Source organism: Actinoplanes sp. GCM10030250 (genome assembly GCF_042666575.1).
Lineage (GTDB): Bacteria > Actinomycetota > Actinomycetes > Mycobacteriales > Micromonosporaceae > Actinoplanes.
In genome coordinates this window covers 15,369-31,315 of the sequence record NZ_JBHTDO010000062.1, presented here as the reverse complement: position 1 = coordinate 31,315, position 15,947 = coordinate 15,369, and the positions used below count along the sequence as shown (strand labels likewise).

Annotated in this window: 16 protein-coding genes; 6 read left to right on the top strand and 10 right to left on the bottom strand. The window is 70.9% G+C overall.

Translation table 11 applies throughout. The features are described 5' to 3' along the window. Positions 1–149: 149 nt before the first annotated feature. Positions 150–1,640, bottom strand: coding sequence for a DHA2 family efflux MFS transporter permease subunit (locus tag ACFQV6_RS42785; RefSeq protein ID WP_378033467.1), 1,491 nt, complete (start codon positions 1,638–1,640; stop codon positions 150–152). A gap of 108 nt (positions 1,641–1,748) precedes the next feature. Here ACFQV6_RS42785 and ACFQV6_RS42780 point away from each other — a divergent pair, with 108 nt between their 5' ends. Continuing rightward, positions 1,749–2,411, top strand: a complete 663-nt coding sequence (locus ACFQV6_RS42780) for a TetR/AcrR family transcriptional regulator (RefSeq protein WP_378033466.1) — start codon at positions 1,749–1,751, stop codon at positions 2,409–2,411. On the opposite strand, the gene ACFQV6_RS42775 is transcribed toward ACFQV6_RS42780, so the two are convergent. Both ACFQV6_RS42775 and ACFQV6_RS42770 read right to left on the bottom strand, forming a co-directional pair. Beyond that, on the bottom strand, positions 2,406–2,927 hold the full coding sequence (locus tag ACFQV6_RS42775) for a polyadenylate-specific 3'-exoribonuclease AS (RefSeq protein WP_378033465.1): 522 nt from the start codon (positions 2,925–2,927) through the stop codon (positions 2,406–2,408). The two genes, ACFQV6_RS42780 and ACFQV6_RS42775, sit on opposite strands and share 6 nt — an antisense overlap. A 66-nt stretch (positions 2,928–2,993) precedes the next feature. Then, positions 2,994–3,848 (bottom strand): phosphotransferase enzyme family protein, encoded by an 855-nt coding sequence (locus ACFQV6_RS42770; protein ID WP_378033464.1) that lies wholly within the window; start codon positions 3,846–3,848, stop codon positions 2,994–2,996. 247 nt (positions 3,849–4,095) lie between these two features. Here ACFQV6_RS42770 and ACFQV6_RS42765 point away from each other — a divergent pair, with 247 nt between their 5' ends. After that, positions 4,096–4,773: a Crp/Fnr family transcriptional regulator gene (locus tag ACFQV6_RS42765; RefSeq protein ID WP_378033468.1), complete on the top strand. Its 678-nt coding sequence runs from the start codon at positions 4,096–4,098 to the stop codon at positions 4,771–4,773. Between the two features lie 82 nt (positions 4,774–4,855). Here the strand turns inward: ACFQV6_RS42765 and ACFQV6_RS42760 are convergent, their stop codons facing one another. Further along, complete coding sequence (locus tag ACFQV6_RS42760; protein WP_378033463.1) at positions 4,856–5,578, bottom strand: lysophospholipid acyltransferase family protein; 723 nt, start codon at positions 5,576–5,578, stop codon at positions 4,856–4,858. 142 nt (positions 5,579–5,720) lie between these two features. On the opposite strand from ACFQV6_RS42760, the gene ACFQV6_RS42755 reads away from it, so the two are divergent. Together ACFQV6_RS42755 and ACFQV6_RS42750 are read left to right on the top strand one after the other, a co-directional pair. After that, positions 5,721–6,530, top strand: a complete 810-nt coding sequence (locus ACFQV6_RS42755; RefSeq protein ID WP_378033462.1) for a DUF308 domain-containing protein — start codon at positions 5,721–5,723, stop codon at positions 6,528–6,530. A gap of 68 nt (positions 6,531–6,598) precedes the next feature. Beyond that, a complete protein-coding gene (locus tag ACFQV6_RS42750) occupies positions 6,599–8,071 on the top strand; it encodes a trehalose-6-phosphate synthase (RefSeq protein WP_378033461.1) in 1,473 nt (490 codons plus the stop codon). A gap of 61 nt (positions 8,072–8,132) precedes the next feature. Here ACFQV6_RS42750 and ACFQV6_RS42745 read toward each other — a convergent pair whose 3' ends face one another. From ACFQV6_RS42745 to ACFQV6_RS42720, 6 genes are all read right to left on the bottom strand, one after another. Beyond that, on the bottom strand, positions 8,133–8,915 hold the full coding sequence (locus ACFQV6_RS42745; protein ID WP_378033460.1) for an alpha/beta hydrolase: 783 nt from the start codon (positions 8,913–8,915) through the stop codon (positions 8,133–8,135). After that, on the bottom strand, positions 8,912–10,255 hold the full coding sequence (locus ACFQV6_RS42740; protein WP_378033459.1) for a flavin-containing monooxygenase: 1,344 nt from the start codon (positions 10,253–10,255) through the stop codon (positions 8,912–8,914). Before ACFQV6_RS42740 ends, ACFQV6_RS42745 begins: the two co-directional genes overlap by 4 nt. A 19-nt stretch (positions 10,256–10,274) precedes the next feature. Beyond that, positions 10,275–10,958 (bottom strand): endonuclease/exonuclease/phosphatase family protein, encoded by a 684-nt coding sequence (locus ACFQV6_RS42735; protein WP_378033458.1) that lies wholly within the window; start codon positions 10,956–10,958, stop codon positions 10,275–10,277. Between the two features lie 11 nt (positions 10,959–10,969). After that, positions 10,970–11,923 carry an ROK family glucokinase gene (locus ACFQV6_RS42730; RefSeq protein ID WP_378033457.1) on the bottom strand — a complete coding sequence of 318 codons (954 nt, stop codon included), beginning with the start codon at positions 11,921–11,923 and terminating at the stop codon, positions 10,970–10,972. A gap of 108 nt (positions 11,924–12,031) precedes the next feature. After that, positions 12,032–12,805, bottom strand: a complete 774-nt coding sequence (locus ACFQV6_RS42725; RefSeq protein WP_378033456.1) for a hypothetical protein — start codon at positions 12,803–12,805, stop codon at positions 12,032–12,034. Between the two features lie 217 nt (positions 12,806–13,022). Continuing rightward, complete coding sequence (locus ACFQV6_RS42720; RefSeq protein WP_378033455.1) at positions 13,023–13,475, bottom strand: SRPBCC family protein; 453 nt, start codon at positions 13,473–13,475, stop codon at positions 13,023–13,025. A gap of 94 nt (positions 13,476–13,569) precedes the next feature. Here ACFQV6_RS42720 and ACFQV6_RS42715 point away from each other — a divergent pair, with 94 nt between their 5' ends. Further along, positions 13,570–15,264 carry a GAF domain-containing sensor histidine kinase gene (locus ACFQV6_RS42715; RefSeq protein ID WP_378033454.1) on the top strand — a complete coding sequence of 565 codons (1,695 nt, stop codon included), beginning with the start codon at positions 13,570–13,572 and terminating at the stop codon, positions 15,262–15,264. 7 nt (positions 15,265–15,271) lie between these two features. After that, positions 15,272–15,940, top strand: a complete 669-nt coding sequence (locus tag ACFQV6_RS42710) for a response regulator (RefSeq protein ID WP_196415199.1) — start codon at positions 15,272–15,274, stop codon at positions 15,938–15,940. Positions 15,941–15,947 lie beyond the last annotated feature (7 nt).

Genomic DNA, 15,947 nt, shown 5'->3' with positions numbered 1-15,947 from the left:
CCCCGCCCCGCCCCTCCCGCGATCTTGAGGGCTTCGGGCACCCCGTTGCCGGACAACTCCACAAGATCTGCCAGCGCTCGACGGAGGGCGGAAACGCCGAAACCGGCGCCGCCCGTATGAGGGCAACGCCGGCGCGGCACAACGAAGACTCAGTGCGCGAGTGCCGGCGGAGCATCCGGGTCGACGTCCAGCGGCCCGGTCCGGAACAGCACAGCGGCAACCACCGCAGCCAGCACGAAGAACCCCGCCGACCACCAGAACACCGTGTGGTACCCAGCAAGCTGAGCCTCGAGCTGCAACTGAGGCGTAGCGGCATGACCAGCCGCGTAATCCGCGACCTTCGTGGCGAAGAAGGAGCTGAGAAGAGCGGTACCGATGGAGCCACCGATCTGCTGCACCGTGTTGATCATCGCGGAGGCGACACCCGCGTCACGGTGCTCGACGCCCGAGGTGGCGGCGTTCTGGGTAGGTGCGAACACGAGGCCGAGCCCCAGGCCGATGATGATCAGGCCGGGAAGAACCCCTCCGGCGTACGTGGAGTCCAGGTCGAGACGGGTGAGCAGGAGCATGCCCCCGGCCGCCACCAGCGCACCGACCGGCACCAGCGGGCGCGGCCCGATCTTCGGGGCGAGCATGGATCCGGCGGTGGTGGCGGTGAGCATGACCGAGCCGAGCATCGGCAGGAACGCCAGGCCGGTTTTGATCGGCGTGAAGCCGAGCACCGCGGTCAGGTAGTAGGTGAGGAAGAGGAAGATGCCGAACATCCCCGCGCCGGCGATCGCGATCGAGGCGTAGGAGCCGCCCCGGTTGCGGTCGAGCACGACGCGCATCGGGAGCAGCGGGTGGGCGACGCGGCGTTCGATGCCGATGAAGAGGCCGAGCAGCGCCAGTCCGGCGAAGATCGGGCCGAGGGTCATGGCGGCGGTCCAGCCGTCCGTCTCGGCGTTGGCCAGGCCGTAGACGAGGGCGACCAGGCCGGAGACGGCGGTCACGGTGCCGGGGATGTCGATCTTCCCGTGGGCGGGGACCGGCTCGTCGCGGAGCTTGGTGAGCGCGCCGACGACGGCGATGGCGGCGATCAGCAGGTTGACGTAGAGGCACCAGCGCCAGGAGACGTACTCGGTGAGGACGCCGCCGAGCAGCAGGCCCATGCCGCCGCCCGCGCCGGAGATCGCGCCGAAGATGCCGAACGCCTTACCGCGCTCGGCCGGCTGGGTGAACGTCGTGGAGAGCAGCGAGAGCGCTGCCGGTGCCAGCGCGGCACCGAAGGCACCCTGGAGGGCACGGGCGACGATCAGCAGTTCCAGGTTCTGCGCGGCGCCGCCGAGCGCGGAGGCCAGCGCGAAGCCGACCAGCCCGATGAGGAACATCCGCTTGCGGCCGAAGAAGTCGGAGAGCCGGCCGCCGAGCAGCAGCAGACTGCCGAAGGCGAGCGCGTACCCGGTCACCACCCACTGCCGGCCGGCGTCGTCGAACGACAGGTCGGCCTGGGCGGTGGGCAGTGCGATGTTCACGATCGTGGCGTCCAGCACCACCATGAGCTGGGCCAGCGCCAGCACGACGAGCGCCCACCAGCGGCCGTTGGACGGCGCCTGGGTCTCATCCTCGGCGGCGCGTGGTCGATCAGTAAGGGTGCTCATGCGTGGGCCTTCCCGCCGTGAAGCCATAAGTTGAGGTTCGTCCTCCACATCGGCAGGCTAGCAGCAGAAGTTGAGGACTTACCTCCACTTGAATGTAGGCTTGGCCACATGACAGACACGGAGGTCCGGCCCCTGCGGCGCGACGCCCAGCGCAACCGGGAGCGGATCCTCGAGGCGGCGCAGGAGGTCTTCGCGGCCCGGGGCTTCGCCGCCACGCTCGACGACGTGGCGCACCACGCCGGCGTCGGCGTCGGCACGGTCTACCGCCGCTTCCCCACCAAGGAGGCGCTGGTCGAGGCGATCTTCACGGATCGCCTGGAAGATCTCGTCACCCTCGCCGAGGAGGCGCTGAACGCGCCGTCGGGGTGGGAGGGGCTGACCGACTTTCTGCGCCGGTCGGCACGGATGCACGCCCGCGACCGCGGCTTGCGTGACGCGGCGCTGAGCATGGACCAGCACCACTTCACGAGGGCGGGCGAGCAGATCGTCCCGCTGCTCGAGCAGCTGATGGCCCGCGCGCACGACGAGGGGTCACTGCGCCCGGACGCCGGGTTCCAGGATTTCCCGATCATCATGGCGATGGTCACCGACCTGGCGCAGAACAGCGCCGGCTGCCGCCCCGGGCTCTACGAGCGCTATCTGGAGCTGGTCATCGACGGCCTTCGCGCCCGCCCCGGCAACGGCGATCTCGGCGCCGCGCCCTCCGAGACCGACATCCAAGCGATCATGCGCGAGTGCGTGCCGCCCCTGGAAAGCCGCCGCCGTTCATGAGGATGCCGTGGAGTCGCTACCACTGAGAGCGGTCATGACGTTCCACCGGGCCAGGTTGTGCCGGGCGTCCACCAGCGCGTCATGCCGGCCGGCCATCTCCGGCAGCTTCGGCCGGCCCAGGTCGTCCCACCGCTGACGCAGATCCTTGGTGAACCGGGGAATCTCCCGGGGCAGCGCCGGCATCGCACCCCACAACTGGGCGAGCGCCACATGGTCGTACGCCGCGTACCAGGCCCAGAGCTCCATCTGCTCGTCCCGGCCGCGGATCGGCTCCATCAGGAACTCGTGGAGGTCCTCACGGATCCGCTCCCGGCTGCGCCACGACTTGTCGGACGGCGACGGTAGTTTGTCGAGCACGTTGCGGCGCACCCACGGCACGGCGCGGGTGTCGTCGAACTCGGTGCTGACCGCGTAGAACTCACGGCCGAACTCGTCGACGACGCCGATCGAGACCAGGTCGACGATGCGCCCGTCCTCGATGAACTCGCAGTCGTAGAAATAGCGGTAGATCCCCATCCGACCTCCCCATCCCTTCCGCCCGAAGACGGACTGACGACTGACTGCCGCCATCCTTGCCCATCGTCATCCGGGCATGGATTCCAGGGCCTCTCTGGCGATGTTCAGCTTCGCCTCGCAGCCGTACCGCGCCGCCCGGTCGGCCTGCGCGGCCCACCGCAGGCGCAGCAGGACGGGCAGCGCCGCGTCGATCTCGTCGGCGCTCACCGGCCCGGCCGCGCGATAGCCGTCGAGCAGTTCGCCGGCATGGTCCGGTCCACCGGCGTAGGCCACCGCGGCGGCCACGTCGTAGACGAGCGGCCCGGTGCCACTCGCACCGCAGTGCAGCAGCCCGGACCGTCCGGTGCCCGGGTCGAGCACGAACGTGTCCGGCGCCGGGTCGCCGTGCAGCACGCCGTACGTCAGCTGATCAGTCACGGTCAGCCGGGTGGCGGCGGTCATCGCCGCAGTGACCGTCTCGCGGAGCCAGGGCTCCGCTTCGGGATGGGGTGCGTCGGGGTCGAGCGGCTGCCACGGTCGCAGGCCCGGGTGGCGAAAATCCTGAAGAGCACGGTGTACGGCACCCAGCCGCTCGCCCCACCACTGTTGATCGACCGGATCCCGCCCGTCCAGATGCCGCCCCGGCAGACGGCGCAGTACGGCGAGGGCCCCGTGCGGCGTCTCGACAGTCAGCCCGCCACCGAGCGTACGGACGGGCTCGCCGGCGTGGACCCGGACCGCCCGCAGGTGCTCGGCCGCCATCAGCCCGGCCTCCATCGGCTGCCGTGCGCCACTCTCGGCGAGCTGGGCCACGTAGCGCTCGGAGCCCGCGGTGATGTCCCAGCCGCGTGACATCAGCGTCACCGGACGCGCGGTGATCTCGGTCGGAACGAGATGCCACTGGTCGCGCAGTGTCGATCGAAGAAGCTCATCATCCGGCACCGCGGGATTATCTCGACACATGCCGCTAAAGAGACGGACAGCGTGGGCGACAATCACAGAAGGCGATGGGTGGTTTACAGAATGCTACCGAAGCGACATGATCGTACGGGGTGAGCTTCGATGTCCGGGCTGGGAATGGCGCTCGGAGCATGCTTCGTGCTATTAGTGATCGTTCGCGTCGTGGGGCCGGCGCCGGCCGGGTCGACGCGGTCCCCATCGGGGGAGGGATAACGCCGTGGACCACCGCATGCCGGATAACGGCGACGCATTGACCGGCGTGGACATGTTCGCCGGGCTGGAGCCGGACGTTCGGCATCGCGTCATCGCCACAGCCGTGCCACGTCACTACCGCAAGGGGCAGATCCTCTTCGTCGAGCACGACCCCGGGGACTCTCTGATCATCATGAAGCGCGGTGCCGTCGCCGTCTTCCGTACCGCACCCACCGGTGAGCGCGCCGTGCTCACCGTGGTCCGCCCGCCCGACGTGCTGGGCGAGGTCTCCCTGCTGGACGCCTCGACCCGCAGCGCGTCCGCCGAGGCCATCGAGGACTCCCAGGCGCTCTCGCTGTCCCGGGCCGCCTTCATGGACCTGGTCCACTCGAACCCGCGCATCCTGGACGCCGTGATGCGCTCGGTCGGCGGCCTGATCCGCCGCCTCACCGAGCAGAACGCCGACCACGTCTTCCTCGACCTGCCCGGCCGGGTGGCCAAGACCCTGGTCCGCCTCTCCGGCGAGAGCCAGGCTCCGATGATCACCATCGAGCTGAACCAGAGCCAGCTGGCCGAGATGGCCGGGGGCTCGCGGCAGAGCGTCAATCAGGCGATCGGCTCGTTCGCCAGCCGCGGCTGGCTGCGCACCGAGGGCCGCCGCATCGTCGTCACCGACGTGCAGGCCCTCCGCCGCCGAGCCGGGATGGGCAGCTGAGAAGAGGGGCCCGAAACGACCTCGCTGTGCTGGTCGTTTTCGGACCCCTCGTCTTGAGTGGGTAACCCCAACCGGCGCGCGGTCAGGGGTTGGGGCGGACCGGGTTGGTGGTTTTGGGGCGGGATGGGGCTTCTACTGTGGTTTTGAGGGTGGAGGCGTAGATGTCGACGTACTCGCGGCCGGAGAGGGCCATCAGCTCGTACATGATCTCGTCGGTGATGGCGCGCTCGACGAAGCGGTCGCCGCGCTGGGTGGCGTAGCGGGAGAAGTCGAGGGGCTTGCCGATCCGGATCCGCACGCGCTTGACCTTCGGGATCAGCGTCCCGGTCGGCTGGATCTGGTCGGTGTTCAGCAGCGCCACCGGCACCACCGGGGCGCCGCTCTCCAGCGCCAGCCGGGCCACCCCGGTCTTGCCGCGGTAGAGACGCCCGTCGGGCGAGCGGGTGCCCTCCGGGTAGATGCCGGCGATGTTGCCCTCGTTGAGGACTCTCAGGAGGGTGTCCAGCGCCGCCTGGGCGGCCTCACCGCCCGAACGGTCCACCGGGATGGTCCCGGCACCGGTGAAGAACATCCGGGAGAACCACCCCTTGATCCCCTTGCCGGTGAAGTATTCGGCCTTGGCGACGAACGTCACTTTCCGCTTCATGATCAGCGGGGTGAAGATCGAGTCGGAGAACGAGAGATGGTTGCAGGCCAGGATGACCGGGCCGGTCCGGGGAACGTTCTTCAAGCCCTCCACCTTGGGGCGGAAGACCAGTCTCAGCAGCGGTCCGAGGACCACCAACTTCAGCAGCCAGTAGAACACTGACGTCCTTTCAGCGGTTACCACCGTGCGTCCGGGGCGGAAGAAGCGTACGAAGCGGGAGCGGCGCGCCACAATCGCACTCCCGCAACAGGTGCCTGCCGTGTCACCATTCAAGGCACGGTCGGCAAGGGGGTGTGCATCAGTGACAACGGGTGGCGCCCGTCGCGGGCGGCGCGACAACGGGCTCGACGCCGCTGACTTCGCAGCGGCGGGAGACGTGGATCCGCGGGTGGGCGAGCATATGCTCGACGTGCTCGCGGCTGGTGGCATCGCGGCATATCTTCAGCCGACGGCCGATCTGAACCCGATTTTGAGGGCCACCACGCTCCCGGCGCGGCCGATCGACCGGCTCTTCGTCGACCGGACGATGCTGGAGACGGCACGCGAGCACCTGCAGAAGGTGACCGGCGGAGCCCTGCCCACGCCCCCACCGGCGGATCCCCGGCCGCAGGCCGAGGTGGACGCCGAGTGGGACAAGATCATTGCCGGCTTCCACACCACGGTCGAGCAGGACGCCGCACCCTGGCCGTCGACGGAGAACGTCGATCCACAGGAGCAGCCGCAGCCGGAGCCGCCTCGTCCGGGCCGCCCGGTGACCGAGGAGGGCACGCCGCTCAACCGGCGGCGCACCGACCCGCAGGAGCCGTCGATCCTCTACGGACTCGACACCTTCGGCACCGGCCTGCCGGACGACGAGGAGTTCGACGACGACGAGCGTTATGTCCCACCGCCGCCCCCGCCCATGCCGCGGATCTCGAAATACGCGGTGATGGGCCTGCTCGGTGTGGTGCTGGGGTTCGTGCTCTTCCTCTTCCCGACCCTGATCCCGATCGACCCGCACCTGGTCACGCTCATCGGCTTCGCCGCGATCGTCGGCGGCGCGGTCACCCTGGTGTGGCGGCTGCGCTCGGGTGACGACGACGACGAATTCGACGACGGCGCCGTCGTGTAAGGGTTCGCCGACGGAGACAGGCCCCACCGCATAGACAGAGATCGGTGTTCAGTCGGTAACCTACGGTGATGCGTCAGAGTTCCCTCGTCGTCGTCGCCAACCGCCTGCCCCTCGATGACAACGCCGCCCCGGACGGCGCCTGCGAGTGGCGCCGAAGCCCAGGTGGCCTCGCCAGCGCCCTGCACGCGATCCTCCAGCCGACACCCGCGACCTGGGTCGGATGGGCCGGTGGCGTGGGCCCGGCACCCGCCATGTCCGACATCGGCAGCCTCCGGCTGCGTCCGGTCTCGCTGACCGAGGACGAGCTGCGCGGCTATTACGAGGGTTTCGCCAACTCCACCCTGTGGCCGCTCTACCACGACGCCGTGCAGCAGCCGGTTTTCAACCGGGACTGGTGGGAGACGTACCGGATGGTCAACCAGCGGTTCGCCGACGCCGCCGCCGAGGTGGCCGAGGAGGGCGCCGCCGTCTGGGTGCAGGACTACCACCTCTCGCTGGTGCCGGAGATGCTCCGGGACCTGCGCCCGGACCTGCTGATCGGGTTCTTCGTGCACGTGCCGTTCCCGCCGCCCGAGCTGTTCATGCAGCTCCCCCGCCGGGTCGAGCTGCTGCGCGGGATGCTCGGCGCCGACCTGGTCGGCTTCCAGCGGGAGCAGGCGGCGCACAACATCGCCCAGCTGGCGCGGAAACTGCTCGGTGCCGTGGTCACCGACGACGCCATCACGGTGGAGGGCCGGACGGTACGCACCGGAGCATTCCCGGTCTCGATCGACGTCGCCGAGATGCGGGCACTGGCCAGCCGGCCCGACGTGGTGGGCCAGGCGAAGCAGCTGCGGCACGATCTGGGGCAGCCGAAACGGGTGCTGCTCAGCGTGGACCGGCTGGACTACACGAAGGGCATCGAGCACCGGCTCACGGCGTACAGCGAATTGCTGAGGGACGGGTACGTGAAGGTACGGGACACGGTGATGGTTCAGGTGGCCGTGCCGAGCCGGGAACGGGTGGAGAGCTACCGGGACCTGCGTGACCGGATCGAGGGCGAGGTGGGCCGGATAAACGGCGAGTACGGCCGGGTCGGCGAGCCCGCCATCCACTACCTGAACCAGCCGTTCGACCGTTCCCAGCTGGCCGCCCTCTACCAGACCGCGGACGTGATGGTGGTGACCCCGCTGCGGGACGGGATGAACCTGGTCGCCAAGGAGTTCGTCGCCGCCCGGGAGGACGGCGCGGGCGCCCTGGTGCTGAGCGAGTTCGCCGGCTCGGCCGCCGAACTGGAGCAGGCCTTCCTGGTCAACCCGCACGACGTCGACGGGCTCAAGGAGACCCTGCTGCGGGCCATGGAGGCCGAGCCCGCCGACCTGGAGGCCCGGATGACCGCGATGCGCCGGCACCTGACCCGCCACGACATCCTGGCCTGGGCCCGGGCCTACCTGACCGCCCTGGACCACACCGGACGGCTCGCCGAGCAGCTACCCGCCGACACACCCCGCCGCCGAGTCCCCCGCCAAAGATCAGCACCACCCCCCGGCAAGGATCAGTAACCCGGCCGGTAAGGATCAGTGATCTCGCGACGGCAAGGGTCAGTGACCCCGCCGGAAGGGGTCAGTGGTCCCGCGACGGCAGCTGCTTGCCGAGCCAGTCCAGGATCGCGTCGATCGGCTCGGCCCAGCCGCTCTCCAGCATCAGGTCGTGACCCATGCCGGGGAAGAGCAGCGGCGCACCGCCGTAGCGGGCGGCAGCCCGGTCCAGGGGCGCCCGGCGCACGATCCGGTCGTCGGGGCTGCCCACCACGAGGGTGGGCGGTGCGCCGACCGGCTCCGGCAGCGGTGACCGGCTGATCAGCTCGGCGCGCGGACGGGCGTCGATCCGCTCCAGGTACGCGGCGACCTCCTCGGCCGGCAGCTCACTCGCGAACAGCTGCCGGGCGGACAGCCGCAGCCGGCCGCCGAACAGGGCCGGCAGCGTGCCGAACGGGTTGCTCCGCAGCGTGGCACCGAGCGCCGCCCAGCCGTCCAGCACCGGCGCCACCAGGACCGCCGCCCGGGCCGGATAGCGGCCCAGGGCACGGGCCACCACCAGCGCGCCGACGCCGTGGCCGACCAGCACGGCCTGCCGCGGCAGCGACGCCGCCACCTGCACCACGTCGTGGACCTGCGCGCGCAGGTCACCGCCGGCCCGCGGGGTGACCGCGTGCGCCGGGAAGCCCCGGCTCGCGGCGTGGCCCAGCCAGTGCTCCGCGAATGCCCAGGCGCCGTGCCCGAGCCCCGGCACGAACAGCACCGGCGGCTGGTCCTCGGTCTCGTCCGGGAGCAGCGCCACGACCTCGCGGTCGGCCGGCGGCACCGGATCGGTCCAGTCCTGGAAACGCAGCAGGTCGGACTTCACGGCGCCGTCTCCATCTGCTTCAACAGGCCTTCCAGGGAACGCAGGTAGTCGACGTGGTCCACCTCGAACCAGTGCCGCGACGTGGGCAGCACCTGACGGCGCGACCAGCTCGTCAGCGACCGGGTGGACTCCTTCTGCTGCACCGCCGCGGCGCGGACCGGGTCGGTGGTACGCAGCCGCAGCCAGCGGGCGATCGCGACGCTCTGCCAGTGCGCGAGCGGGAACAGGCCGGAGTCCGGCTGGAGCAGCCCGACCACGGCGAGCGTGGGGTGCCGCCGGGCGAACGAGTGCAGGTGCAGGTCGGGACGGCCGTTCTCGTCGGCGTCGAGCAGCTCGGGAGCCAGGAAGTCGAAACGCGGCCGGTACCCGGTCGCGGTGATCACCAGGTCGGGCTCGACCCGGCTGCCGTCGGCGAGCTCGACGGCCGCGCCGTCGAAGCGGGCCACGTCCGGCACCGGGTGGATCCGGCCGTGCCCCAGGTAGTAGGGCAGCTGGCTGTTGACCACGGGATGGCTCTCGTACGGCTGGTGGTCGGGTTCGGGCAGGCCGAAGCGGGTGAGGTCGCCGTTCGTCAGCCGGACCGTGCGCCGGTAGAGCCACTGGCGCAGCCGCAGCGGCAGCCGCCACTTGAGCAGGCGGTCGTTGACCTGGTCGGCGGGGCGGCCGAGAACGTACTTCGGCGCGTACCAGTAGCCGCGGCGGGTGGAGTGCCACACCTGGGTGGCCTGCTGCGCCGCCTCGACGGCGATGTCGCAGCCGGTGTTGCCGCCGCCGATCACCAGCACCTTGCGACCGCGCAGCTTCGCCGGGTCCTTGTACGCCCCAGCGTGCAGAACCTGCCCCCGGAACTCCCCCGGAATCTCCGGCTTGAGCGGCGACCAGTTGTGCCCGTTGGCCACCACGACAGCCGCGTACCGCTGGGTCCGTGAGGAACCGCCGCCCGTCGACCGGATGGTGACATCCCAGTGGCCGTCGTCGGCGGGCACCGCCGAGACGACCTCCATGCCGTACCAGATGTGCTCGCCGAGCCCGAAGTGCCTGGCGTAGCGCTCCAGGTAGTCCAGGACCTGACTGTGATGGGGATAGTCGGGCCAGGTGTCCGGCATCGGGAAGTCGGGGAACTCGGTGAGCGGGCGGGACGAGATCAGGTGGGTGCTCGCATACATCGGGCTGCGGTCGTGGCGCCAGTTCCAGGCGCCGCCGACGGACGTCTCGCGCTCGTAGCAGTCGACCGCGAAGCCCAGCTCGCGCAGGTTCTTGATGGCGGTGAGACCACTGGCGCCGGCGCCCACCACACAGACGGCGTCGCGACGGTCACCCGGGTCGGGGGAGTCGTGCACCCGGCGATCCTTGCAGACCTCAGGGCTGGGAGGAAGGGAGCAGAAGGTCCGCGACGACCGGCAGATGATCACTAGCAGCACGGGCGCGGTCCGTCGATATGATCTCGTAACTTTGGATGGATACGTCCGGGGTCACGAAGAGACCGTCGATGCGCCGCTGTGGCAGGGTCGCCGGGAAGGTGGGTATGTCGTCGCCGGCGCCGAGCAGGCCGTCCTCGACCATCCGCCAGGCGCTCCCGCCCGGGCCCTCGTTGAGGTCGGCGGCGGCGATCAGCGGGCCCTCGGCGCGGGCCATCTCCTCTTTCCAGAAGGCCGCCTGCGCGGGCCGCTCGGCGGGGTCGGTCGCCAGGTGCGAGCCGGAGACCGTGAAGGCGGCCCCGCGCACCGAGGCCTCGGCGAAGACCGCGCCGCGCAGGTGCCGGCCCGGGGTGAGCGGATAGCGCAGGCACCAGGTGCGGCGGATCGCCACCCGCATGCTGACCAGCAGCAGGTTGCCCAGCGAGGGTAGGCCACCGGCGGCCACCACCAGGCCGGTCTCGGAGGCGAGCAGCGCGCATTTCTGCCGCCACCGGAAACGGCGCGGCGCCTCCTGCACGACGAGGACGTCCGGGGCGAGGTCGCGGACCAGGCCGACGAGCGCGGCCCGGTCGTCCCGCAACCCGTGGACGTTGTAGCTGACCACCCGCAGCGGAACCCCGGACATCCCCGTACCGCCTAAACCGTGTGCCGGGCCAGGTCGGCGGCGCCGACCACACCTGCCACGTTGCCCATCTGCGCCGCGTGGACCTCGGCCACCGGGAACCGGTTGCGCTGGGCGAGCTGGTCCCGGTACGTCCGTTCGGCCGGGCCCATCAGCAGCGGCCCCGCGTCGATGACGCCACCGCCGATCACCAGGATCTGCGGGTCCAGGCTCTGCGCCAGGTCGGCGAGTGCCACCCCGAGCCAGTAGCCGACCTGCGCGAACGCGTCCATGGCGACACCGTCACCGGCCCGCGCCGCCTCGGTGATCTGGCGGCCGGTGATCGCCAGCGCGTCGCCGCCGGCCAGCTCGAGCAGCTTCGTGGCGCGCTCGGGCTCCTGGCGGGCACCGGCCCGGCCGAAACGGACCAGGGCGTTGCCGCTCGCATACTGCTCCAGGCAGCCGAGCCGGCCGCAGCCGCACGGGTGCCCGTCCGGAACCGACTGGATGTGACCCAGCTCAGCGGCGATGCCGTTCGCGCCGCGCCAGAGTTTGCGGTTCAGCACGATGCCACCGCCGATCCCGGTCCCCACGGTGATCATCACCATCGAGTCGTCGGCGTGCTTGGCGACGCCGAACCGGAACTCCGCCCAGGCGGCCACGTTGGCGTCGTTGTCGAGCACGGTGGGCAGGCCGACGGCCTTGGTCACGTAGGCCTGGAGCGGCTCGTCACGCCAGGCGAGGTTCGGCGCGAACAACACTGTCGAACCGGCGGCGTCGATCCACGCGGCGGCACCGATCCCGATCGCGGTCGCCTGCGGGTACTGCGCCGCCAGCTCGGCGGCCACCTCGACGATCGTGTCCCGGGTGCCGGCCGGGTCGTCGGCCGGGGTCGGCCGGCGGTTCGACGCGAGCACGTTGCCCAACTCGTCGACCACGCCACCGGCCACCTTGGTACCGCCGACGTCGATTCCGATGGTCAGCGTCACGCTGCCCGTCCCCTCTGCAACAGAGAACCGTTTTCAACCTGGCATCGAGCCGGTGGCGCCGGGCCGTCCGCCGGCGCCGGGCCCTGACCACGCTGAAAAAGGTTCAGTTCACACCGCGTCGCCGGCGCGGGCGCCGTCGCCCGGTGCCGCGTCGCGGTCCTCGGGCGCCGAAGCGCCCAGGTCATGATCCACGCTACGGGGCGAGGCCGCGTCGTCTGCGGCGGCCTCCGCGGTGGCCATGGCCCAGACATCAGACCCGGATCCGGTACGCGGAACGCCGGTGTCACCAGCCCGGCCACTTCGTACCTGTGCGCCCGCTTTCCGGGCAGCCGCGGCCGCGCGTGCCTGCTCGACAGCGCGCGCCACCGCCTGTTCAGCGGCGGCCGCCCTGGCCTTCGCCGCCGCCGCGGCCTCACGGGCACTCTCGGCGGAGACGGCCGCCCAGGGATCAACCGAAGGATCGTCGCCCGGCGTCTCGCCAGTCTCGCCCCGCGCCGTCTCACCGGACCGCGTCGCACTGGACCAGACCCCGTCCGAGTCGGCGGGCCGCGTCGCGGTGGACGAGTTCTTGTCCGGGTCACCGGATCGCGCCGCGCCGGGACGGACCCCGTCCGAGTCGGCGGACCGCGTCGCCGGGCGGGGAGCCGCCGAGCGCGGGCGGGACAGGTCACCGGCGATGCCCGAGAACGCGCGCATCAGCCCGGCCACACCGGTGGCGATGTCACCGGCGCTGGAGGCGAGCCACTCGGCCGTCTCCGGGCTCGGGTCGCGCATCGCGGCGATCACCTTGCAGACCGGGCAGACGCAGCACTCCGCACTCCCGGTCGACCAGGTGCCCGAATGGCCGCCGGCGTTGGACACCATGCCGACAAGTCCGGCCACAGACTCACCGAGAAGGCCCAGAACGTCTGCTTCCCGCGTACCAGAAGCTTTGGTATTTGATCCTTCTGTACTTGATCCTGTCGTTCTCGAGGAGGAATCGCGGCCGCCGACCGCGTCGCCCAGGCCGCTCGCCGCCGCCCTCGCGAGGAACGTCGCGACCAGCCGCTCGGCCTCCTCGCGCGCTGAACCGGCCATCTGCGCTCCCCTCGGCCCGCGGTCAGTCCGCGGGCATGCTCTCGACCCGGCGCTTGAGCTCCTTGAGCGCCGTGTCCATGATGAGTTTCTCCGCTTTGCGGCGGAACATGCCGAGCATTCCGATGGCCAGGTCAACCGCGAGGGAATACGTCACGGTGGTGCTGCCGTCGGCGTTCTCCACCAGGTCGTAGGAGCCCTCCTGGGACCGCTGCGTCTTCGACGGCTCGACCAGGTGCCACTCGATGCGGGAGAGGTCGTCGGCATACGCGTATTCCAGCGTGTATTCATCGACCAGCACCGTCGCGTCGATCTGGAAGCGGACCTGCGCCGCGAACCCGTCCTCATACTCCTCGAGGACCTCGGCCTGCTTGATCGACTCGGCCCACTCCGGGTATCGCGGGAAGTCGCAGATCACCGCCGCGACCCGGGCCAGGGGCGCATGGACCTGAATCGACTGTGTCGAGGTGTCCGCCATGCACCGGAGGCTACCCGCTGTGTACGACAGTGCACTCCCCCGGGGCGTGGCTGCCAGCAGGCCGATGTCGGTCCCGACCGCTACCATCCGTCAGGTGCCAGCCCAAGCCAGTGGTCCCACGCGGTTGCGTCCCGCCGAAGCGGTGGCGCGCGTCGTCATGCTCGTGCTGGTCGCCGTCCTCACGCTGACCGCCACCGAGGATCCCGGTCAGCTCGTCTGGATCGCCCTGCTGGCGGTCGCCGCGGTGCCCGCCTTCGTCGCCCGTGAGCACCCGGTCCTCGTGCCGCTCGGCCGGTTCGCCGAGGTCGTGGTCACCGGCCTGGCGGCCGGCTCGATCGCCGCCTCGGCCGACGGTGTCGGGCTTCTGGACGCGGGCTTCGGCGCCGAGGCCATCCTGCCCTACCTGGCGGTGCCGCTGCTCACCGCGGCGCTGCACCGCCGGCACACCGAGGGCGCGGCCCTGTTGGGTGTCGCCGCGGTGGCGATGGTGATCGGCGGGGTCACCAACAGCTCGAACGGGCATCCCACCCTCACCCAACCGGGTTATCTCGTGGCCTGCGGGCAGTGGCTGGTGCTCGGCGCGATCATCACGTTCGCCGCCGAGACCATGCGCCAGCTGCTCCAGCCGCCGGAGCCGACACCGCAGCCCTATGCGGAGGCCACCCGCCTGCTCACCCAGCTCCGCAGCGTGGCCCGTTCGCTTCCCGGCGCCACCCTCGACCCGGGCGGCATCTCCGAGCACCTGCTCGAGGAGCTGCGGGCGGTCGCGCCCGGCCATCGGGCCGCGGTGCTCTCGGCCAGCGGCGGCGGCCGGCTCGTCGTGCTGGCGCAGACCGGGGCCGAGCGGGTCGACTGGGAGACCACCCTCGACGCCGACTCGGCGATCGCCGACGCCTGGGCCACCCAGCAGCCGCAGGTCGCCAGCCGCTCACAGGGGCGCACGCACCAGAGCGGCGAGGTCTCCTCGCTCGTCGTGCCGCTGGTCGCCGGCGTGCGGACGATCGGGCTGGTCATCCTGGAGACGGACGCCCCGGGGGCGTACCCGTCGGTGGTGGTCCAGCAGGTGACCGAGGTGACCGGCCCGGCCGCGCTGCGGCTGGAGGCCGCGCTGCTCTTCGACGACGTGCGCTCGCTGGCCACCAACGAGGAGCGCCAGCGCCTGGCCCGGGAGATCCACGACGGGGTCGCCCAGGAGCTGGTGATGGTCGGCTACGGCATCGACAACGCGCAGGCGACCCTGCCCGAGGGTGCCGAGGAGACCGCCGAGGAGCTGCGGGTGCTGCGCGCCGAGGTGACCCGGGTGATCACCGAGCTGCGGCTGAGCCTGTTCGAGCTGCGCTCCGAGGTCGACCGCAACGGTGGCCTCGCCGCCGCCATCGCGGAATATGCGAGGACCCTGGGCACGAGCGCCGGCCTGCGGGTGCACTTCACGTTCGACGAGTCGACAGCGCGGCTGCCCGCCGCCACCGAGGCGGAGTTGTTGCGGATCGCGCAGGAGGCGATCACCAACGCGCGCAAGCACGCCGGCGCCTCCAACCTCTGGGTCACGTGCACCGTCGACCCGCCCTACGCGGAAATCGAAGTGTCCGATGATGGCAAGGGGTTCGCCGACGAGCGCCCGGACGGCCGTTACGGCCTTACCATCATGGCCGAGCGCGCTGAACGCATCCGAGGACGTCTCAAGATCACGCCGCGACACCCCAGCGGGACAACCGTCGCCGTAGTACTCGGAACCCCACCTCGGCGCGATAGCGTGCGGGATAGCGTTTCCGCTCCAGAAGGGGAGTAACCCGAGCATGTCGACCAGTCCTGCGCCGACGGGGCGCACCAAGGTCCTCCTAGTCGACGATCACGACCTGATCCGTAAGGGGCTGCGACACGCATTCGAACGCGACCGGCAGTTCGAGGTCGTCGGAGAGGCCGCCACCGCGGCGGAAGCGGTGCGCCAGGCCGGTGCGCTGCAGCCGGACGTCGTGATCATGGACCTGCGGCTGCCCGACGGCAGTGGCCTCGAGGCCACCCGCGCCCTGCGCAAGAACAACTCGAACATGGGCATCGTGGTCCTGACGATGTATGCGGGCGACGACCAGCTTTTCGGCGCCCTCGAGGCCGGTGCCAGCGCTTTCGTGCCGAAGACCGCACCGGCGGACGAGGTCGTGGCAGCCGCACGGCACGCCGCGTCGGCGCCCAGCGCGTTCACCGCCGCCGATCTGGCCGAGGCCATGAAACGCCGTCTCGCCCCATCGGGCCCACAGCTCTCGCCGCGCGAGGGCCAGGTGCTCCGCCTGCTCGCCGACGGCATGAGCGTGGCCGGGATCGCCAAGCAGCTCTTCGTCTCCGAGTCGACGGCGAAGACCCACATCTCGAAGCTCTACGAGAAGCTGGGCGCGGCGAACCGGGCGCAGGCCCTCATGACCGCCCTCCGCCTCGGCCTGCTCGAAGCTCCCGACGCGCCGAAGTTCTGAGCGTTCC

What these genes read in the sequence shown, in the direction of transcription:
- ACFQV6_RS42785 (WP_378033467.1), bottom strand. Translation starts at nt 1,640, where the DNA reads ATGAGCACCCTTACTGATCGACCACGCGCCGCCGAGGATGAGACCCAG.
- ACFQV6_RS42780 (WP_378033466.1), top strand. Translation starts at nt 1,749, where the DNA reads ATGACAGACACGGAGGTCCGGCCCCTGCGGCGCGACGCCCAGCGCAAC.
- ACFQV6_RS42775 (WP_378033465.1), bottom strand. Translation starts at nt 2,927, where the DNA reads ATGGGGATCTACCGCTATTTCTACGACTGCGAGTTCATCGAGGACGGG.
- ACFQV6_RS42765 (WP_378033468.1), top strand. Translation starts at nt 4,096, where the DNA reads ATGCCGGATAACGGCGACGCATTGACCGGCGTGGACATGTTCGCCGGG.
- ACFQV6_RS42750 (WP_378033461.1), top strand. Translation starts at nt 6,599, where the DNA reads ATGCGTCAGAGTTCCCTCGTCGTCGTCGCCAACCGCCTGCCCCTCGAT.
- ACFQV6_RS42735 (WP_378033458.1), bottom strand. Translation starts at nt 10,958, where the DNA reads ATGTCCGGGGTTCCGCTGCGGGTGGTCAGCTACAACGTCCACGGGTTG.
- ACFQV6_RS42720 (WP_378033455.1), bottom strand. Translation starts at nt 13,475, where the DNA reads ATGGCGGACACCTCGACACAGTCGATTCAGGTCCATGCGCCCCTGGCC.
- ACFQV6_RS42710 (WP_196415199.1), top strand. Translation starts at nt 15,272, where the DNA reads ATGTCGACCAGTCCTGCGCCGACGGGGCGCACCAAGGTCCTCCTAGTC.